Origin of the sequence: Pseudomonas sp. FP603 (assembly GCF_030687415.1) — a bacterium.
Lineage (GTDB): Bacteria > Pseudomonadota > Gammaproteobacteria > Pseudomonadales > Pseudomonadaceae > Aquipseudomonas > Aquipseudomonas wuhanensis.
Map to the genome: position 1 here is coordinate 848,058 of NZ_CP117431.1, position 16,360 is coordinate 864,417.

The 16,360-nt window shown below is 60.3% G+C and carries 17 protein-coding genes; 10 read left to right on the forward strand and 7 right to left on the reverse strand.

Annotation, left to right across the window (positions count from 1 at the left end):
- Window positions 1-66: 66 nt before the first annotated feature.
- A complete protein-coding gene (locus PSH65_RS03980; protein ID WP_305425013.1) occupies window positions 67-741 on the reverse strand; it encodes a YciC family protein in 675 nt (224 codons plus the stop codon).
- 177 nt (window positions 742-918) lie between these two features.
- Here PSH65_RS03980 and PSH65_RS03985 point away from each other — a divergent pair, with 177 nt between their 5' ends.
- The 3 genes from PSH65_RS03985 to PSH65_RS03995 all read left to right on the forward strand — a co-directional run bounded on the left by PSH65_RS03985 (window position 919) and on the right by PSH65_RS03995 (window position 2,934).
- Window positions 919-1,683 (forward strand): DUF2076 domain-containing protein, encoded by a 765-nt coding sequence (locus tag PSH65_RS03985; RefSeq protein WP_305425014.1) that lies wholly within the window; start codon window positions 919-921, stop codon window positions 1,681-1,683.
- A gap of 137 nt (window positions 1,684-1,820) precedes the next feature.
- Window positions 1,821-2,300: an NYN domain-containing protein gene (locus PSH65_RS03990; RefSeq protein ID WP_030129509.1), complete on the forward strand. Its 480-nt coding sequence runs from the start codon at window positions 1,821-1,823 to the stop codon at window positions 2,298-2,300.
- 22 nt (window positions 2,301-2,322) lie between these two features.
- Window positions 2,323-2,934: a PolC-type DNA polymerase III gene (locus PSH65_RS03995; RefSeq protein WP_305425016.1), complete on the forward strand. Its 612-nt coding sequence runs from the start codon at window positions 2,323-2,325 to the stop codon at window positions 2,932-2,934.
- A 119-nt stretch (window positions 2,935-3,053) separates the two neighbouring features.
- Here PSH65_RS03995 and PSH65_RS04000 read toward each other — a convergent pair whose 3' ends face one another.
- Complete coding sequence (locus PSH65_RS04000) at window positions 3,054-3,509, reverse strand: Lrp/AsnC family transcriptional regulator (protein WP_305426935.1); 456 nt, start codon at window positions 3,507-3,509, stop codon at window positions 3,054-3,056.
- 163 nt (window positions 3,510-3,672) lie between these two features.
- On the opposite strand from PSH65_RS04000, the gene yedA reads away from it, so the two are divergent.
- Together yedA and PSH65_RS04010 are read left to right on the forward strand one after the other, a co-directional pair.
- A complete protein-coding gene (yedA, locus tag PSH65_RS04005) occupies window positions 3,673-4,599 on the forward strand; it encodes a drug/metabolite exporter YedA (protein ID WP_305425018.1) in 927 nt (308 codons plus the stop codon).
- Window positions 4,600-4,677: 78 nt separating this feature from the next.
- Window positions 4,678-6,012, forward strand: coding sequence for a DEAD/DEAH box helicase (locus PSH65_RS04010; RefSeq protein WP_038981420.1), 1,335 nt, complete (start codon window positions 4,678-4,680; stop codon window positions 6,010-6,012).
- Between the two features lie 134 nt (window positions 6,013-6,146).
- On the opposite strand, the gene PSH65_RS04015 is transcribed toward PSH65_RS04010, so the two are convergent.
- Together PSH65_RS04015 and PSH65_RS04020 are read right to left on the reverse strand one after the other, a co-directional pair.
- Window positions 6,147-7,388 carry a TIGR03862 family flavoprotein gene (locus PSH65_RS04015; RefSeq protein WP_305425019.1) on the reverse strand — a complete coding sequence of 414 codons (1,242 nt, stop codon included), beginning with the start codon at window positions 7,386-7,388 and terminating at the stop codon, window positions 6,147-6,149.
- A gap of 278 nt (window positions 7,389-7,666) precedes the next feature.
- Window positions 7,667-8,587 carry a histone deacetylase gene (locus PSH65_RS04020; RefSeq protein WP_305425020.1) on the reverse strand — a complete coding sequence of 307 codons (921 nt, stop codon included), beginning with the start codon at window positions 8,585-8,587 and terminating at the stop codon, window positions 7,667-7,669.
- An 85-nt stretch (window positions 8,588-8,672) separates the two neighbouring features.
- On the opposite strand from PSH65_RS04020, the gene PSH65_RS04025 reads away from it, so the two are divergent.
- The 3 genes from PSH65_RS04025 to PSH65_RS04035 all read left to right on the forward strand — a co-directional run bounded on the left by PSH65_RS04025 (window position 8,673) and on the right by PSH65_RS04035 (window position 10,808).
- Window positions 8,673-9,242: a GNAT family N-acetyltransferase gene (locus tag PSH65_RS04025; RefSeq protein ID WP_305425021.1), complete on the forward strand. Its 570-nt coding sequence runs from the start codon at window positions 8,673-8,675 to the stop codon at window positions 9,240-9,242.
- Between the two features lie 106 nt (window positions 9,243-9,348).
- On the forward strand, window positions 9,349-10,218 hold the full coding sequence (gene tesB, locus PSH65_RS04030) for an acyl-CoA thioesterase II (RefSeq protein WP_305425022.1): 870 nt from the start codon (window positions 9,349-9,351) through the stop codon (window positions 10,216-10,218).
- Complete coding sequence (locus PSH65_RS04035; RefSeq protein WP_305425023.1) at window positions 10,215-10,808, forward strand: HAD family hydrolase; 594 nt, start codon at window positions 10,215-10,217, stop codon at window positions 10,806-10,808. Before tesB ends, PSH65_RS04035 begins: the two co-directional genes overlap by 4 nt.
- Before the next feature lie 116 nt (window positions 10,809-10,924).
- Here PSH65_RS04035 and PSH65_RS04040 read toward each other — a convergent pair whose 3' ends face one another.
- Both PSH65_RS04040 and PSH65_RS04045 read right to left on the reverse strand, forming a co-directional pair.
- A complete protein-coding gene (locus PSH65_RS04040; RefSeq protein WP_305425024.1) occupies window positions 10,925-11,884 on the reverse strand; it encodes an alpha/beta fold hydrolase in 960 nt (319 codons plus the stop codon).
- Entirely contained in the window at window positions 11,884-12,777 is an 894-nt protein-coding gene (locus PSH65_RS04045) for a neutral zinc metallopeptidase (protein WP_305425025.1), read from the reverse strand. Before PSH65_RS04045 ends, PSH65_RS04040 begins: the two co-directional genes overlap by 1 nt.
- Before the next feature lie 242 nt (window positions 12,778-13,019).
- Between PSH65_RS04045 and PSH65_RS04050 the strand changes: the two genes are divergently transcribed.
- Both PSH65_RS04050 and PSH65_RS04055 read left to right on the forward strand, forming a co-directional pair.
- On the forward strand, window positions 13,020-13,796 hold the full coding sequence (locus PSH65_RS04050; protein WP_048396459.1) for an IclR family transcriptional regulator: 777 nt from the start codon (window positions 13,020-13,022) through the stop codon (window positions 13,794-13,796).
- A gap of 134 nt (window positions 13,797-13,930) precedes the next feature.
- A complete protein-coding gene (locus PSH65_RS04055; RefSeq protein WP_305425027.1) occupies window positions 13,931-14,872 on the forward strand; it encodes a DMT family transporter in 942 nt (313 codons plus the stop codon).
- On the opposite strand, the gene PSH65_RS04060 is transcribed toward PSH65_RS04055, so the two are convergent.
- Window positions 14,862-16,199: an MFS transporter gene (locus PSH65_RS04060; RefSeq protein WP_305425029.1), complete on the reverse strand. Its 1,338-nt coding sequence runs from the start codon at window positions 16,197-16,199 to the stop codon at window positions 14,862-14,864. The genes PSH65_RS04055 and PSH65_RS04060 overlap by 11 nt on opposite strands.
- Window positions 16,200-16,360: the final 161 nt, after the last annotated feature.

Genomic DNA, 16,360 nt, shown 5'->3' on the forward strand with positions numbered 1-16,360 from the left:
TTATAGCGTTACAAAATTGACCCCGAGCATAACCGAGAGCAGCGCCCAAGCCCAAGGGTAGAGCGCTTAGAGCGCTCCGTCAGCTTTCTCGGGCGCATCGGCGATCAGCATGAACAAGCGGAACACCACCACGCTGGTGAACAGTTGCAGAAAGCTGTGGGCGCTGTCGATCAGCAGCGAGATCACCGGGTTCTGTGGATCAGGGTAAACCGCCAGCGTCGCCCCCTTGAGTACCCACAGCGGGGCCATCACGCACAGAATGCACACCAGAATGCGCAGGAAATTCCCACGGGTCAGGCGCAGGCTTTCCTTCATCGCCGCCAGCGGTGCCAGGCCGCGCAGCACCAGCAGGTATTCGCCGAACGCCAGTGTCACCATCAGCCAGATCCCCGGCAGGAAATACAGCGACAGGCCGAGCAGGATCAGCAGTGTATTGAGGGCGGTCAGTAGGGCGAAACGCGGCCACAGGGTCGCGGAGGTCGCCAGCAAGTCGCGGGTGCGCGGCGATTCGCCACGGCTGCGGGCATCGAGAAACAGGATCAGTGCGGCGGTGTACAGCGGATACACCAGCAGGCCGACCAATACACTGATGCCGGGGAAACTGTCCGGCTCGGTGGAGTGGTCGACCACTTGTTGCAGCAGCGCCTCGAAAATCACCAGCGGCAGGCACAGCTGCACGATCTGGCGCAGATTGCGCTTGAAGAAATACAGAGAGTCACGCAGTACGTCGAACGGATTCATCAGTCGGTATCGCAGGTTGAAAGCAGTGCCTCACTTTAACCGATGAAACCCTTTGGGGCGCAAACGTAAACGTTCGGTAAAGGTCATTGAAACATCCTGTATCAGCCCCATTACTGGTGAGCACCTTATCCACCGTGGATGAGGGCGACGATATTCCCGGCAATCTATGAGGTCGCCATGAACAGCGAAGAACAAACCCTGATCGATGGACTGTTTTCCCGGCTGCAACAGGCCGAAACGGATTCAGCCCCCCGCGACGCCCAGGCCGAAGCGCGGATCAAGGAACACCTGACTCGCCAGCCAGCGGCGGGCTATTTCATGACCCAGGCGATTCTGGTGCAAGAGGCAGCCATCAAGAGCCTCGACGAACAGAACAAGCAACTCACCCAACAAGTCCAGCAATTGCAGGCTGAACTGCAATCGGCCAAGGCGCAGACGGCGGCTCCGGCGCCGAGCGGCGGTGGCTTTTTGTCGAGCATCTTCGGTGGTGGCTCCCGTGATCCACAACCTGCGCCGACTCAAAGTGCCGCCCCGTCGAATACTGGCGGCTGGCGTGAACCGGCGCGGCCATCGTTCAACGCCCAGCCGCCACAGCAAAACTTCGGTGCGGCACCGCAGCAGAACTATGCACCGCAACAACAAGCTCCGGCGGCCGGCAGCAGTTTCCTCGGCGGTGCGTTGAAAACGGCAGCGGGTGTGGCCGGTGGCGTGATGTTGGCGCAGGGCATCAGCAGCCTGTTCCAGCACAATCAACAGCCGGAAGTGGTTGAAGTCATCAAGGAAGAACCGGCTCAGGTCAACGATCAGAGCGACAGCGGTAATGGCTGGGGCGACGATCAGCGTGTGGCTGACAATTCCAGCGATCAAGGCGGATTTGCCGACGCCGACTATAGCGATGACAGCTCATCGTTCTTCGGTGGCGACGACGATTCCTTCATCTGATACACCATTCGTCTGGGGCGCGATGGCGCCCCGGGCCGATTATTCGCGGAACAATCCTTCGGGCTGGCATACTGGGCAACTTTTCGGGCCCGGTGCCTGATCCTGTCCGCGCTTCGGCACGCCAAAGAGGATGTACGGTGAAAAAAATCGCAGTGTTCGCCGATGTCCAGAACCTCTATTACACCGTGCGACAGGCTTATGGTTGCCATTTCAACTACGCCGCGCTGTGGGCTGACGTCAGTAAAGAAGGGCAGATCGTCGAGGCCTATGCCTATGCGATCGATCGTGGCGACAGCAAGCAGCAGCAGTTTCAGCAGATCCTGCGCAATCTCGGCTTCATCGTGAAGCTCAAGCCCTACATCCAGCGCAGCGACGGCTCGGCCAAAGGCGACTGGGACGTGGGCATCACCCTCGACATCATGGACGCCGCCGACCATGTCGACGAAGTGGTGCTGGCCTCCGGCGACGGAGATTTCGACATGCTGCTGGAACGCATCATCAGCAAGCACGGCGTGCAAGCGGTGGCCTATGGCGTACCCGGTCTCACGGCCAATTCGCTGATCCGCGCCGCCAGCCGTTATGTGCCGATCGAAGGCGCGTTGCTGCTCAAGAATTGATTTTTACGGAGTTGAAACAGGTTTGGAACGCATAGCAGTCATCGACTTTGAAACCACCGGGCTCTCCCCGAGCAGCAGCTGCCGGGCCACGGAAATTGCCGTGGTGATTCTTGAACAGGGGCGCATTGTCGAGCGTTACCAAAGCCTGATGAATGCCGGCGTGCGAGTGCCGGCCTTCATTGAGCAACTCACCGGCATCAGCAACGCCATGCTGCGCACCGCGCCCTCGGCCGAGCAGGTGATGAACGAGGTCAATGAATTCGTTGGCATCACGCCGCTGCTGGCGCATAACGCTGCGTTCGACCAGAAGTTCTGGGACTTTGAGCTTGGGCGAATCAAACGCACACGCTTGCAGAACTTTGCCTGCTCACTGTTACTCGCCCGTCGCCTGATGCCCGCCGCACCGGACCACAAACTCGGCACCCTCACCACCTTCGCCAGCCTGCCCAATACCGGCAAGGCTCACCGGGCCATGGCCGATGCCGAAATGGCGGCCAACCTGACGGCGCACTTGGCTGAAGAGTTGCGGCGCAAGCATGGGTTGCGGGAGTTGTCCCATGATCTGCTGGTCAGTTTGCAGAAAGTGCCGGCGGCGAAGATTAATGAGCATCTCAAGCGGCATCGCGGGTTCTGAGTCGCACCTAACCCCTGTGGGAGCGGGCTTGTCCGCGATGAGGGCGTCACATTCAACATCGTTGTTGACTGACAGTCCGCTATCGCGGGCAAGCCCGCTCCCACAGGGACCTTGGCACATCACGCTTTGCCATTCCCTTCCAACTGCCCCAACGGCACCCGCTTCTCGATGGCGCTGGACAGCACGATCGAGGTCTTGCTGAACCCGAACGTGGCGATCCGGTTGATCAACTCTTCCAGCTCCGGCATCGAACCCACCGCCGCTTGCATGATCACGCACGGGTCGCCGGTGACGCGATGGCATTCAGTGAGTTGTGGGATTTTGATCAGTTCGTCGTAGGTTTTCTGATTGCCGTGCTGGTTCAGGCGCAGTTCGATGACGCACTGGATCGGCAGGCCTAGTTTGGCCATGTCGACTTTCGCCTGGTAGCCGGTGATCACCCCGCAGGCCTCAAGTTTGGCCACGCGCTCGGCCACCGCCGGAGCGGACAGGTTTACCTTGCGCGCCAGTTCGGCGTAGGACGCACGACCGTTTTCCAACAGGGCGCCGAGGAGCATGCGGTCGTATTTGTCCATCATGGCATTCCTGAAAAAAGACTGACTTTCGAAAGCACGGTTTATAGCGCTGAACTCCGTGTTTTGAAAAGTGTACCGGCGCTATAAACAGGTTTTGTAACTTATTTTCCGCCGCTGGCCTTTCTAGAATAGCTGCTCTCTTTATCTTGTTCTCGAGCTGCCCATGCCTGGCATACGCCGTTTTTCCTTACCGCTGATCGCTGCTTTTTTCGCGCTGTATGTGATTTGGGGATCGACCTATCTGGTGATTCGCATCGGCGTGCAGTACTGGCCGCCGTTGTTGCTCGCTGGTATCCGCTTCGTGATCGCCGGGACGTTGATGTACGCGTTCTTGCGTTGGCGCGGGGCTCCTGCACCGACGTGGGCGCAATGGAAAGCGGCGGGGATCATCGGGATTTTGCTGCTGACCTTCGGTAACGGTGCGGTGAGCGTCGCCGAGCATACGGGCGTGGCCTCCGGCGTTGCGGCGTTGGCGGTGGCGACGGTGCCGCTATTTACTTTGCTGTGTGGATATTTCTGGGGCGCGCGTAATACCCGTCTCGAATGGGCCGGGATTGTGCTCGGGCTGATCGGTATCGCCATGCTCAATCTCGGTTCCAATCTGCAATCGAGCCCGTTGGGTGCGGCATTGCTGGTGTTCGCGGCAGCGTCCTGGGCTTTCGGTTCGGTGTGGAGCAAACACTTGCCGTTGCCTCAGGGCGCGATGGCGAGTGCCGTGGAAATGCTGGTGGGCGGTGTGGTGTTGTTGATCGGCAGCGCGGTAAGTGGCGAGCATCTGGAGAGCATGCCACCGATCGAAGGCTGGGCGGCGCTGGCGTACCTGACTGTCTTCGGTTCGATCATCGCCTTCAACGCCTACATGTATCTGCTGAAACACGTGCGTCCGGCGGCGGCCACCAGTTATGCCTACGTCAACCCGGCGGTGGCGGTGTTGCTGGGCATCGTGTTTGTTGGCGAGACCATTGGTATCGAAGAAGCGCTGGCCATGACAGTGATCATCAGTGCAGTGGTGTTGATCGGGTTGCCGCAGTGGCGCCGAGGTGCGGATCGGCCTGCGGTAGTTGTGCCGACAGAATCCCGAGCGAATTAGGGTAAACTGCGCGCCATTGCATCTTGTTTTGCACACTTGTATTGAACAACCCGCGCTGAATTTTCCTACGGTACTCCCATGACTTTCGCCACCCTTGGCCTGATCGAACCCTTGCTGCGCGCTCTCGAGACGCTCGGCTACCAGACCCCTACGCCGGTGCAGACACAAGCGATTCCGGCGGTGCTGGCCGGTCGTGACCTGATGGCAGCAGCCCAGACCGGCACCGGCAAGACCGCCGGTTTCGCCTTGCCACTGCTGCAATTGCTGGCCATGGAAGGGCCGAAAGTCAGCGCCAACTCCGTGCGCGCATTGATCCTGGTGCCGACCCGCGAACTGGCCGAGCAGGTTCACGAAAGCGTGCGTCAGTACGCCGAGAACCTGCCGTTGAGCACGTATGCGGTGTACGGCGGTGTCAGCATCAACCCGCAAATGATGAAGCTGCGCAAAGGCGTCGACCTGTTGGTGGCGACTCCGGGCCGCTTGCTCGACCTGTTCCGCCAGAACGCGCTCAAGTTCAACCAGTTGCAAACCCTGGTGCTGGACGAAGCCGATCGCATGCTTGATCTGGGTTTTTCCGAAGAACTGGGGAATATCTATAAAGCGCTGCCGAAGAAACGTCAGACGCTGTTGTTCTCCGCGACCTTCTCCGACGCCATCCGCACGCTGGCCGGGCAAATGCTCAACGACCCGCTGAGCATCGAAGTCAGCCCGCGCAACGTGGCTGCCAACACCGTCAAGCAATGGGTGGTGACGGTAGACAAGAAGCGCAAGTCGGAGCTGTTCGTTCACTTGATGCGCAAGGGCAAGTGGAAGCAGGTGCTGGTGTTCGCCAAGACCCGTAATGGCGTAGACGCGTTGGTGGAAAAGCTCCAGGGCCTGGGCATCAATGCCGACGGTATCCACGGCGACAAACCTCAGGCGACCCGTCAGCGGGCGCTGGATCGTTTCAAGGCCAGCGAAGTGCAGATTCTTGTGGCCACCGACGTGGCTGCCCGTGGTCTGGATATCGAAGATTTGCCATTGGTGGTCAATTTCGACCTGCCGATCGTGGCAGAGGACTACATCCACCGCATCGGTCGTACCGGTCGTGCGGGCGCAACCGGGCAGGCTATTTCGCTGGTGTGCGCCGATGAAGTGAATCAGCTGTCAGCCATCGAGATGTTGACCCGTCAGACGTTGACTCGTCAGATGGAGCAGGATTTCGAGCCTGAGCACCGCGTGCCGGATACCGATGCCAGCGGTCAGGTGGTCAAGAAGCCGAAAAAACCGAAGAAGCCCAAGACCTCCAGTGGCGGCAAGCGCAACCTGGGTAAATGGGTCGAGAGCGGGGATGCTTCGGCGCCGGAGCCTTCGATCAAGCCTGTGCGTAAAGTGCCGGTGTTCAATACCGGGCCGCGTAAGCGTAAGCCTTGATTAAACGCTGCGCCGGTTAGACCGTCATCGCGGGCAAGCCCGCTCCCACAGGGATCTTCAGTGAACACAGCATTTGTGTAAAACAGAGATCAAATGTGGGAGCGGGCTTGCCCGCGATGGGCGCGACACGGTCTTCAGCACTTGCGCTTCAACCACTCCACCATCCCCAACCCAGCCGCTCGCCCACTGGCGAAACACGCGGTCAGCAGATAGCCGCCGGTCGGCGCTTCCCAATCGAGCATTTCCCCCGCGCAGAACACGCCGGGCAGTTGCTTGAGCATCAACCGTTCATCCAACGACTCGAACATCACGCCCCCGGCGCTGCTGATGGCCTCGTCCAATGGCCGGTTTTTTACCAACGTCAGTGGCAATGCCTTGATCGCCTTGGCCAGCAATGCCGGATCGGTAAAGTAATTGGCCGGTGTCAGCTCTCGCAGCAACGCCGCTTTCACGCCATCAAGGCCCAGCTGACTGTGCAGGTGTTTGGACATGGAACGGGAGCCGCGAGGTTTACTCAGCGCAGATTGAATTTTATCCACAGGCTTGCCCGGCAACAGGTCGAGGTGAACAGTTGCCGAACCATGTTGATTGATCGCTTCACGGATCGGTGCCGACAGGGCGTAGATCAAACTGCCTTCAATCCCCGTGGCAGTGATCACACACTCCCCGAGTCGTGGCACGTCGTCATTAAGGCCAATGGCGATGTTTTTCAGCGGGCTGCCGGCGAATTTGCTGACCATCAATTCGCTCCAGGCCTGCACTTCGAAACCGCAATTGCTCGGTTGCAACGGCGCCAGTTCTACACCGCGCTGTTCCAGCGCCAGCATCCAGGCACCGTCCGAACCGAGACGCGACCAACTACCGCCGCCGAGGGCCAACAGGGTCGCGTCGGGTTGAACGGTTTTTTCGCCTTCGGGGCTGTCGACGCGCAAGTCGCCGTTGTGATCCCAGCCGAGCCAGCGATGACGGGTGTGGATAACTACACCCGCATCGCGCAGGCGTTTGAGCCAGGCGCGCAACAGGGGCGCGGCTTTCATGTCTGTGGGAAACACCCGGCCGGAGCTGCCGACGAAGGTTTCGATGCCCAGGTCATGAATCCATTGGCACAAGGCGTTGGCACCGAAGGACCGTAACAGCGGCGCAATCTGCGGTGCCCGTTCGGCATAGCGCGAGAGAAACGCCGGGTAGGCCTCGGAGTGGGTGATGTTCATGCCGCCGACCCCGGCGAGGAGGAACTTTCGCCCCACTGAAGGCATGCCGTCGTACAGGTCGACCTTGATCCCGGCCTGGCTCAGCACTTCAGCCGCCATCAAACCGGCGGGGCCGCCGCCAATGATGGCGACTTGAGGGGGGAGGGAAGTGGAGGGCTGGGTCATGGTGAGAGCTGCGGTTTGGCGGGATAGCCGCGCATTCTAGCAGTACACGATAACTGTGGGAGCGGGCTTGCCCGCGATAGCGGACTGTCAGGCAACAACGATGTTGAATGTGCCGGCTTCATCGCGGGCAAGCCCCCACACAGGGAACATTGGTGTGTTCAAGGGCTGATCAAAAAACAACCACTCCGTTGCACGCTATAGGCAGCATGGCCTGCAGACCCTTTCACTCAGGTTATCCACAGGCGGTTCCACAGGCATTGTGGGTAAAGACTCACACATCAATGACAACCTGATGACTGCCAGACCCGTTGGGCGCTGTGATGGAGAATTCCATGGCGGCGTGCCAGGGCCTTGCGGTCTTTGCTGTAGCCGCCGCCGATCACGCCGACCACCGGAATATCCCGGCCCAGGCAATGGCGCATCACGCTTTCATCGCGAGCGGCAACGCCTTCGTCTGTCAGCTTCAGATAACCCAGGGCGTCATCCTTATGCACATCGACGCCGGCGTCGTACAGCACCAGATCCGGTTGGTAGAGCGGCAGCAAATAGTTGAGTGCGTCGTCCACCACCTTCAGGTAATCGGCATCGCCCATGCCCATCGGCAATGGAATGTCCCAGTCACTTTCGGCTTTGCGTGCAGGAAAATTCTTTTCGCAGTGCAGGGAAACGGTCACTGCCTCCGGGGTGTTGTGCAGAATCCGTGCAGTCCCGTCGCCCTGATGCACATCGCAGTCGAAGATCAGCACCCGATTCACCCGGCCACTTTCCAGCAGGTAATGGCTGATCACCGCCAGGTCATTGAAGATGCAGAAGCCGGCGGGATGATCGTAGTGCGCGTGGTGCGTGCCGCCGGCCAGGTGACAAGCCAAGCCATGCTCCAGCGCCTGTTCGGCCGCCAACAGAGAACCGCCGACCGCTCGCACCGTGCGCCGGGCCAGTGCTTCGCTCCAGGGTAGGCCGAGGCGTCGCTGGTCTTCGCGGGACAATTCACCGTCCATGTAGCGTTCGATATACGCAGGGTCATGGGCGAGGGCGAGAATCTCTGGCGGGCATAGATCCGGACGCAGCAGATCGGTGTCGCGGGTCAGGCCACTGTCCACCAAGTGATCGCGCAGCAGGCGAAACTTGTCCATGGGGAAGCGGTGATCCGCCGGGAACTCGGGACTGTAGTCTTCGTGGTAGATCAATGGCAGGGGCATGGCTGATTTATACAGGAAGGCATGTAGGAATGAGTGAAGGATCCTACCAGCGATGTAGACTTGCGGGATGGGAAAGGGGGACGAGATGGAGCCGATACTGGAACTCGAAAGCGCACGACTGTTGTTGCGGCAGTGGCGTGATGAGGATTTGCCGGCGTTTGCGGCGATGTGCGCCGATCCACAGGTGATGCGTTATTTTCCGGCGCCCTTGAGTCGGCTGGAAAGTGCCTCGCTGATCGGGCGGGTTCGCGGGCACTTTGCCGAGCATGGTTTCGGCCTCTGGGCGCTGGAGCGCAAGGACACCGGCGCGTTCATCGGGTTTACCGGGCTCGGTGTGGTCGGCTTCAACGCGCCCTTCACGCCGGCCATCGAAATCGGCTGGCGCCTGGCGCGCGAGCACTGGGGGCTGGGTTATGCCAGCGAAGCGGCGTGGACCGCTCTGCGCTGCGGGTTCGACCGATTGGCGCTGCAAGAGGTCGTCGCATTCACCACCAAGACCAATCTGCCATCCGAGAAAGTCATGCAAGCGATCGGCATGCACCATGCCCCCGCCGATGACTTCGAGCACCCGCGGCTTGCAGCCGATCATCCGCTGCGCCCGCATGTGTTGTACCGCATCACCCGTGAGCAATGGCTGCAAACCTTGCATGGATAAGCAGGCGCGGACGTTTACAATGGCCCTCATGTTGAACCGGGCCATAAACTGAATCGACCGCCGCAGCCAAGACTGCGCGGCATTGCGTTGTGTGAGGAGAGTCTGAATGAGCCAAGTGTTGGAAGATCTGGTAGACCTGCTGACCCTGGAACCGATTGAAGAAAACCTGTTCCGTGGCCGCAGCCAGGACCTGGGGTTTCGTCAGTTGTTCGGCGGCCAGGTACTCGGCCAGTCCCTGTCGGCGGCCAGTCAGACAGTTGAGCCGGCGCGCCATGTGCATTCGATGCACGGTTATTTCCTGCGCCCGGGCGATGCCAAATTGCCGGTGGTGTATCAGGTCGATCGGGTGCGCGATGGCGGCAGTTTCAGTACGCGCCGGGTGACGGCGATCCAGAAGGGCAATCCGATTTTCACCTGCAGCGCCTCGTTCCAGTACGACGAAGAAGGCTTTCAGCATCAGACTGAGATGCCGCAAGTGGTCGGCCCGGAAAACCTGCCGTCGGAGCTGGAACTCACCCAGCGGCAAGCGCACCTGATCCCTGAGCACATGCGCGAAAAGCTGCTGTGCCCGAAACCGATCGAAGTCCGGCCGGTGACCGAAAAAGACCCCTACAACCCGCAGCCTGCCGATCCCGTCAAATACGTCTGGTTCCGCGCCGACGGTGCCTTGGCTGACACCCCGGCGCTGCACAAATACCTGCTGGCCTACGCGTCGGACTTCGGTCTGCTGACCACCTCGATGCTGCCCCACGGCAAATCGGTCTGGCAGAAAGACATGCAGGTCGCCAGCCTTGATCACGCCTTGTGGTTCCATGCCGACCTGCGCGCCGATGACTGGTTGCTGTACGCCATGGACAGCCCATGGGCCGGCAATTCGCGCGGATTCTCTCGCGGCAGCGTGTTCAACCGTGCCGGGCAACTGGTGGCTTCGGTCACTCAGGAAGGCCTGATTCGCCATCGCAAGGATTGGGCATGAGCCTGGCCGAGGTGCGGCACTGGGTGTTCGACATGGACGGCACCCTGACGGTGGCGGTGCATGACTTCGCGGCGATTCGCGTGGCGTTGGCGATTCCCGCCGAAGACGACATCCTCACCCACCTTGCGGCGTTGCCGGCTGATGAAGCGGCGGCCAAACACGCGTGGCTGCTGGAGCACGAGCGGGATCTGGCGTTGGGTTCGAAGCCGGCGCCGGGCGCGGTGGAACTGGTGCGTGAGTTGGCCGGACGCGGTTATCGTCTGGGCATTCTCACGCGCAATGCTCGCGAACTGGCGCATGTCACGCTGGAGGCGATTGGCCTGGCTGACTGCTTTGCGGTGGAGGATGTACTGGGCCGTGATGAAGCACCGCCCAAGCCGCATCCTGGCGGTTTGCTGAAACTGGCCGAAGCCTGGAAAGTGCCGGCGAGCGAAATGGTGATGGTTGGTGATTACCGCTTTGATCTGGATTGCGGGCGGGCGGCGGGGACGCGGACGGTGCTGGTGAATCTGCCGGATAATCCGTGGCCGGAATTGACTGATTGGCATGCTGCCGATTGCTTGGCGTTGCGGCAGATGCTGTCGGCTTGAGAGATGGGTCGTCTGGTTAACCGCTATCGCGGGCAAGCCCGCTCCCACAAGGATGGTGCATAACCCTGTGGGAGCGGGCTTGCCCGCGATGGCGTCAGATCAGACACCACAAAAACTCACTGGCCAAACAACGCCTTCTGCCCCTCGGGCGACGTAAACATCCCATCCTCATTGTGGCCAACCCCGGGCACTTCGATCAGTTGCTGGCTCAACCCTTGAGAATGGCGCCGCTTCAGATAATTGAAATAGTGGCGCCCACGAATCAGTCGAGACGCACCCTGGGCTTTGGCCTCACAACTCTTATCCAGCGCCGGATGATTCGGGTCGATGTCCTGCTGCCCGAGTAAATAAACGATGTCACGTTTGACGTAGTTTTCTTCGAGTTGCGCAGGTGTTTGCCCATTGGCATAGGCGGGCAGATCCGTCAGCCCATATTTCCAGCGATTGAAATTCGGGCACCCAGCGTGACTGAACGCCACCGGTCGTTGCTCATTGAAGTAGGCATACGACGAAGAGTTGGCGATCACATAGCGCACTTTCACGCCCTCCGCCTCGAGGGCTGGCTGAGGGTGGCCCAGTAGGGCATAACGCTGAACCACCTGAGCGCCGCCGGAGTGACCGGCGATGACGATTTGCTTCACGTCCGGAAACTGTCGTCGATCACCCAGTCGAGCGATGATTTCGTCGAGCGCGGCATAGGAGCTCAGCGTAAACGGCGCGGTGGATAAGCCGCCGGCCATCCAGTCATTGCCTTGCCAGCGTAAAACACTGTCAGACACCTGATGGCTCGCAATGTCGGTTTCGTTGAGAAACTGCGGGGCGAGCACCAACGTGTTCGCGCTTTGCCCCGCCTGCTCGGCGGCGTGTTCGGCGCTTTGGCGGTAGGTTTCGGCATTGCGTAATCGACCATGGACCATGATCAGCACGCGTTCGATTTTCGCCGGCGTCGGGCCAATGCTCACCGCAATTTCCCCGGCGCTCAACAGCAAGCGCCCGGAGCTGATCGCCTTGACGCCCTGCTCGGCAGCCTGGGTGCTTGCGCAGGTGATTAACAGAGTCAGCAGCCACTTACGCATCACAGATTCTTCGCGGCAAAGGTATCGCACTGGCCAACCTGGCCTTGTGCGAATCCGGCCTTGAACCAGCGCACTCGCTGGGCCGAAGTGCCGTGAGTGAAGGAGTCCGGCACCACGCGGCCCTGACCTTGCTGTTGCAAGCGGTCGTCGCCGATGGCGTTGGCGGCGTTCAAGGCTTCTTCGATGTCACCGGGCTCCAGCCAGTTCAGACGTTTTTGCGCATGGTTGGCCCAGACCCCGGCCAGGCAATCGGCCTGCAGTTCCTGACGCACCAGCAAACCATTGTCGCCTTCCATCTGCCGGCCCTGCTGGCGAGCGGCCTGAATTTTCGCTGAAACGCCGAGCAAGGTCTGCACGTGGTGTCCGACCTCGTGAGCGATCACGTAGGCTTGGGCGAAGTCGCCCGCGGCGGAAAAGCGTTGGGACATCTCCTGAAAGAAACTCGTATCGAGATAGACCTTCTGGTCAGCCGGGCAATAGAAGGGACCGGTTGCCGAAGACGCCAGGCCGCAGGCCGAGTTGACGCGGTTGCTGAACAGCACCAGGGTCGGGTCTTTATATTGCCGATCGGCCTGCTGGAAAATCTGGCGCCAGGTGTCTTCGGTATCGCCGAGGATCGAGCGCACGAACTCGGCCCCTTCATCATTGGCCGGTGGCGCCTTGCGGGTTTGGGTGGGGGCCGGGGCCGATTGCTCGCTCATCTGCCCGGTCAGTTGGCCGAGAATCTGCATCGGGTCCTGGCCGGTGATCCAGCCGATCCCGACGATCAACAGGATCGCCGTCAGGCTCAGGCCCTTGCCTCCACCGAAACGCATCCCACCGCCCCCACCACCGACATCATCACCACGGGCATCGACCACGTTGTCGCTGCGTCGGCCTTTTTTCCAAAGCATGGGGGATCCTCTTTTTTACCTGATGAAGGCGCATGGTGATGAGTGTTGCCGGTGAGTAGGTATGGCGCCAGTCCGGTCGTCTGACAGCCCTTGGCGACAGGGGTTCTCCTAAGTGGCGACATTAGCGGTTTCATGGACGGACGGGCACTGCAGAGCGGTCAAGACAACTGCAGGACAGGTTCCAGATTTTGCTTCCTTCGAGTTGTCTTTTAGAATCAGTCAAATTTCGTTTGGAACCTCCCATGGCAGGCAGTCAGATCGAACGTGTTTTCAGCGTGCTGGAAAGCCTTACCGGTGAACCCCAAGGTTTACCGATGCAGACGCTGGCCGAGCAACTGGACATCCCCAAGAGCGCGACCCACCGTCTACTCGCCGAACTGATTCGTTTGGGGTATGTGCGGCAGAACCCGGAAAACCTGCGCTATCACTTATCGACCAAACTGGTCGCCATGGGCTTTCGCTACTTGTCCGGCAGTGGTGCGGATATTGTGCAGCCGGTGCTGGATCGGCTGGCCCGGGAGACCGGCGAGCTGGTGCGTCTGGGGGTGATCGAAGGCGAGCGTCAGACCTGGATCGCCAAATCCCAGGGAGCCCGTTCCGGCCTGCGTTACGACCCGGACATGGGGCGCGATGCGCCGCTGTTCTATACCGCTTCCGGGCATGCGTGGCTGGCCTGCATGAGCGATGCCGAAGCGTTGTCGCTGGTTGAGCGCCAGGCGGTCGAGAAGCCCGAGGGCCTGGGGCCCAATGCGCCACGCTCCAACATCGAACTGCTGGAGCGGCTGCGCCTGGCGCGCGAGCAGGGCTATGCCTGGGTCGAGGAAAGTTCGGCGGTAGGCACGTCGGCGATTGCTGCCGTTATCCGTCATCCATTACAGGGGCGAGTGATCGGCGTGCTCAGCATTGCCGGACCGAGCGCGCGGATGCCGGGCGCGCGACTGCATGAACTGGCACCGACGTTGTTGGCGTTCGCCCAAGAGCTTTCGGCAGCGAGTCAGGCGTCGGAACTCTTTAGCTGATAGCGCTTGCACCCATTGAGTTGGAAGTAATTAAAAACCGTGCGCTGTTCGCACACTTTCAGCCGTTGCGACTATCAGAATCTGGAACCGGGTTCTAAATTATTGGAATTGTCCCGCCAGAAGAGAACCTCGCCTTGACGTCGCCTATCAGCACCCCACTCTCCGGCGTCAATCATCCTTTCAAAGGCATCCTGCTGGTGGTGGTCGCGACCTTTCTGTTTTCCAGCCATGACGCCTTGTCGAAATACCTCAGCGGGTTCTATCCGGTCGTCATGGTGGTCTGGGCTCGCTATGTGATTCACACCTTGTTGATGGCCGGGATTTTTCTGCCGCAATCCGGGTTGCGTGTCCTGCGCACCAAGCGGCCTTTGCTGCAGTTGATGCGGGCGTTGTGCTTATTGGGAACCAGCCTGCTGTTTACCTGTGCGCTGTTGTTCATTCCGTTGGCCGAAGCCACGGCGGTGAATTTTCTTGCACCGGTATTGGTGACGGCATTGTCGGTGCCACTGCTCGGCGAGCAGGTGACGCGCGGCCAATGGCTGGCGGTCATTTGCGGGTTCATCGGGGTGTTGATCATCGTCCATCCCGGCGGCGAGCTGTTCACGCCTGCGGTGCTGCTGCCGTTCTGCTCGGCGCTGTTTTTCTGCTTCTATCAGCTGCTCACCCGCAAGCTCAGCGAAATCGACAGCCCGACCACCAGTAACTTTTTCGCCGGGCTTTGTAATACGTTGGTGATGAGTGCGCTGGTGCCGTTCTTCTGGCAGGTCCCAAGCCTGGGTCATGGGGTTTTAATGGTGGCGCTGGGGGCGTGCGGGATGACGGCGCATCTGTTTCTGACTCAGGCTTTCCGTCACGCCGCGCCCGCGTTGTTGGCGCCGTTCGGCTATTGCCAGATTGTATTTGCCGGTTTGCTGGGCTGGTTGCTGTTTTCTCACACGCCGACCCTGACCACGGTGGTCGGGATCGCGGTGATTTGCTGCAGCGGGTTGGCGGCAGCCTGGCAACAGAGTCGTCGACAAGAGGAGGGAGGCAGGTCTGGAATCAGACCTGCCGGAGGAAGGGAGTTTACTCGGTGACGGTAGGAATCTTGCGCGGTGCCATGAAGTACATCCAGATCAGCGCGATGAAGTACATCGCCGGAATCATGGTGAACAGCACGGTGTAGTTGTTGTTGGTGATTGTCAGAATGTGGCCGACCAACTGAGTCATGAACATCCCGCCAATTGCCGCGCACATCCCGCCGAAGCCGAACACCGTACTCATCATGTGCTTGGGCGTGTAGTCCATTACCAGGCTCCAGATGTTCGCGGTCCAGGCCTGGTGAGCACCGATGGCCAGGGAGATGGCAAACACCGCGAGCCACAGACTGCTCGAGCCGGCGGCCATGACCACGCCGATGATGCAGCAGGCGAACAGGAACATGGACATCAGTCGCGCCTTGATCGGGTTGACCCCGCGACCGATCAGGAACGAGGACAGGATGCCGCCGCCGACACTGCCGAAGTCAGCCGTGAGGTAGATGATGATCAGCGGGATACCCATTTGGGTCACGTTGATCCCCAGGTTGTATTGCTGATTGAGGAACGGCGGCAGCCAGTACAGGTAGAACCAGAACACCGGCGCGGTGATCGAGTAGGCGAGGGCGAAGGCCCAGGTGCCACGCATGCGCAGGATTCGTGAGAACGGTACGCGGGATTGTTCCGGCTCGGCTTCCTTCTGGATGTAGTCCAGTTCCGATTGTTTGACGCTCGGGTGATCTTCCGGGTTGAAGTACTTCAGACCCCAGAACAGCAACCAGATGCCGCCCAGTGCCGCCATGCACAGGAACGCGGCTTGCCAGCCCCAGGCGTGGAGGATCAGTGGCAGCAGCATGGGCGTGAACATCGCACCGACGTTGGTCCCGGCGTTGAAGATGCCGGTGGCCACGGCACGCTCGCCGGCGGGGAACCACAACCGGGTGGTTTTCACGCAGGCGGGGTAATTCGCCGCTTCAGTCAAACCGAGAATGAACCGGCAGACCATGAAGCCCACCGCCGAAGTGGCCAGGCCGTGAGCGCCGGTGGCCAGGCTCCAGAGCAGCACCGCGCAGAAGAACACGCGTTTGACGCCGACCCGGTCGATCAACCGGCCCTGCAGCACAAAGCCGATGGCGTAGCCGACCTGAAACCAGAAGTTGATGTTGGCGTAATCCATCGCCGTCCAGCTCATTTCCTTGGCCAGAATCGGCTGCATGACGCCCAGGGCGGCGCGGTCGATGTAGTTCAGGGTGGTGGCGAAAAACACCAGCGCCAGCATCCCCCAACGGGTTTTGCCGACGGCCATGGCGCCGCGAATTTTGTCGCCGATGCCGCCAGTGGCGACGCTTTGGGCCGAGGCCACGCGAGAGCTTTGAGAAGGAAACATGTGTGTGCCATCCGTTCAATGACTGACAAGCGAGGCTTGTCGGGACTTCAAGGGCGCGTGATCAATCAACGGCGCCAGGCGCGGGTGTGATTGATCGGCTGAGGTGTTTTCGTCGGACTGACGACAACGGGTTATTCAGCGAGCGGCACGGTTCGGCCGAG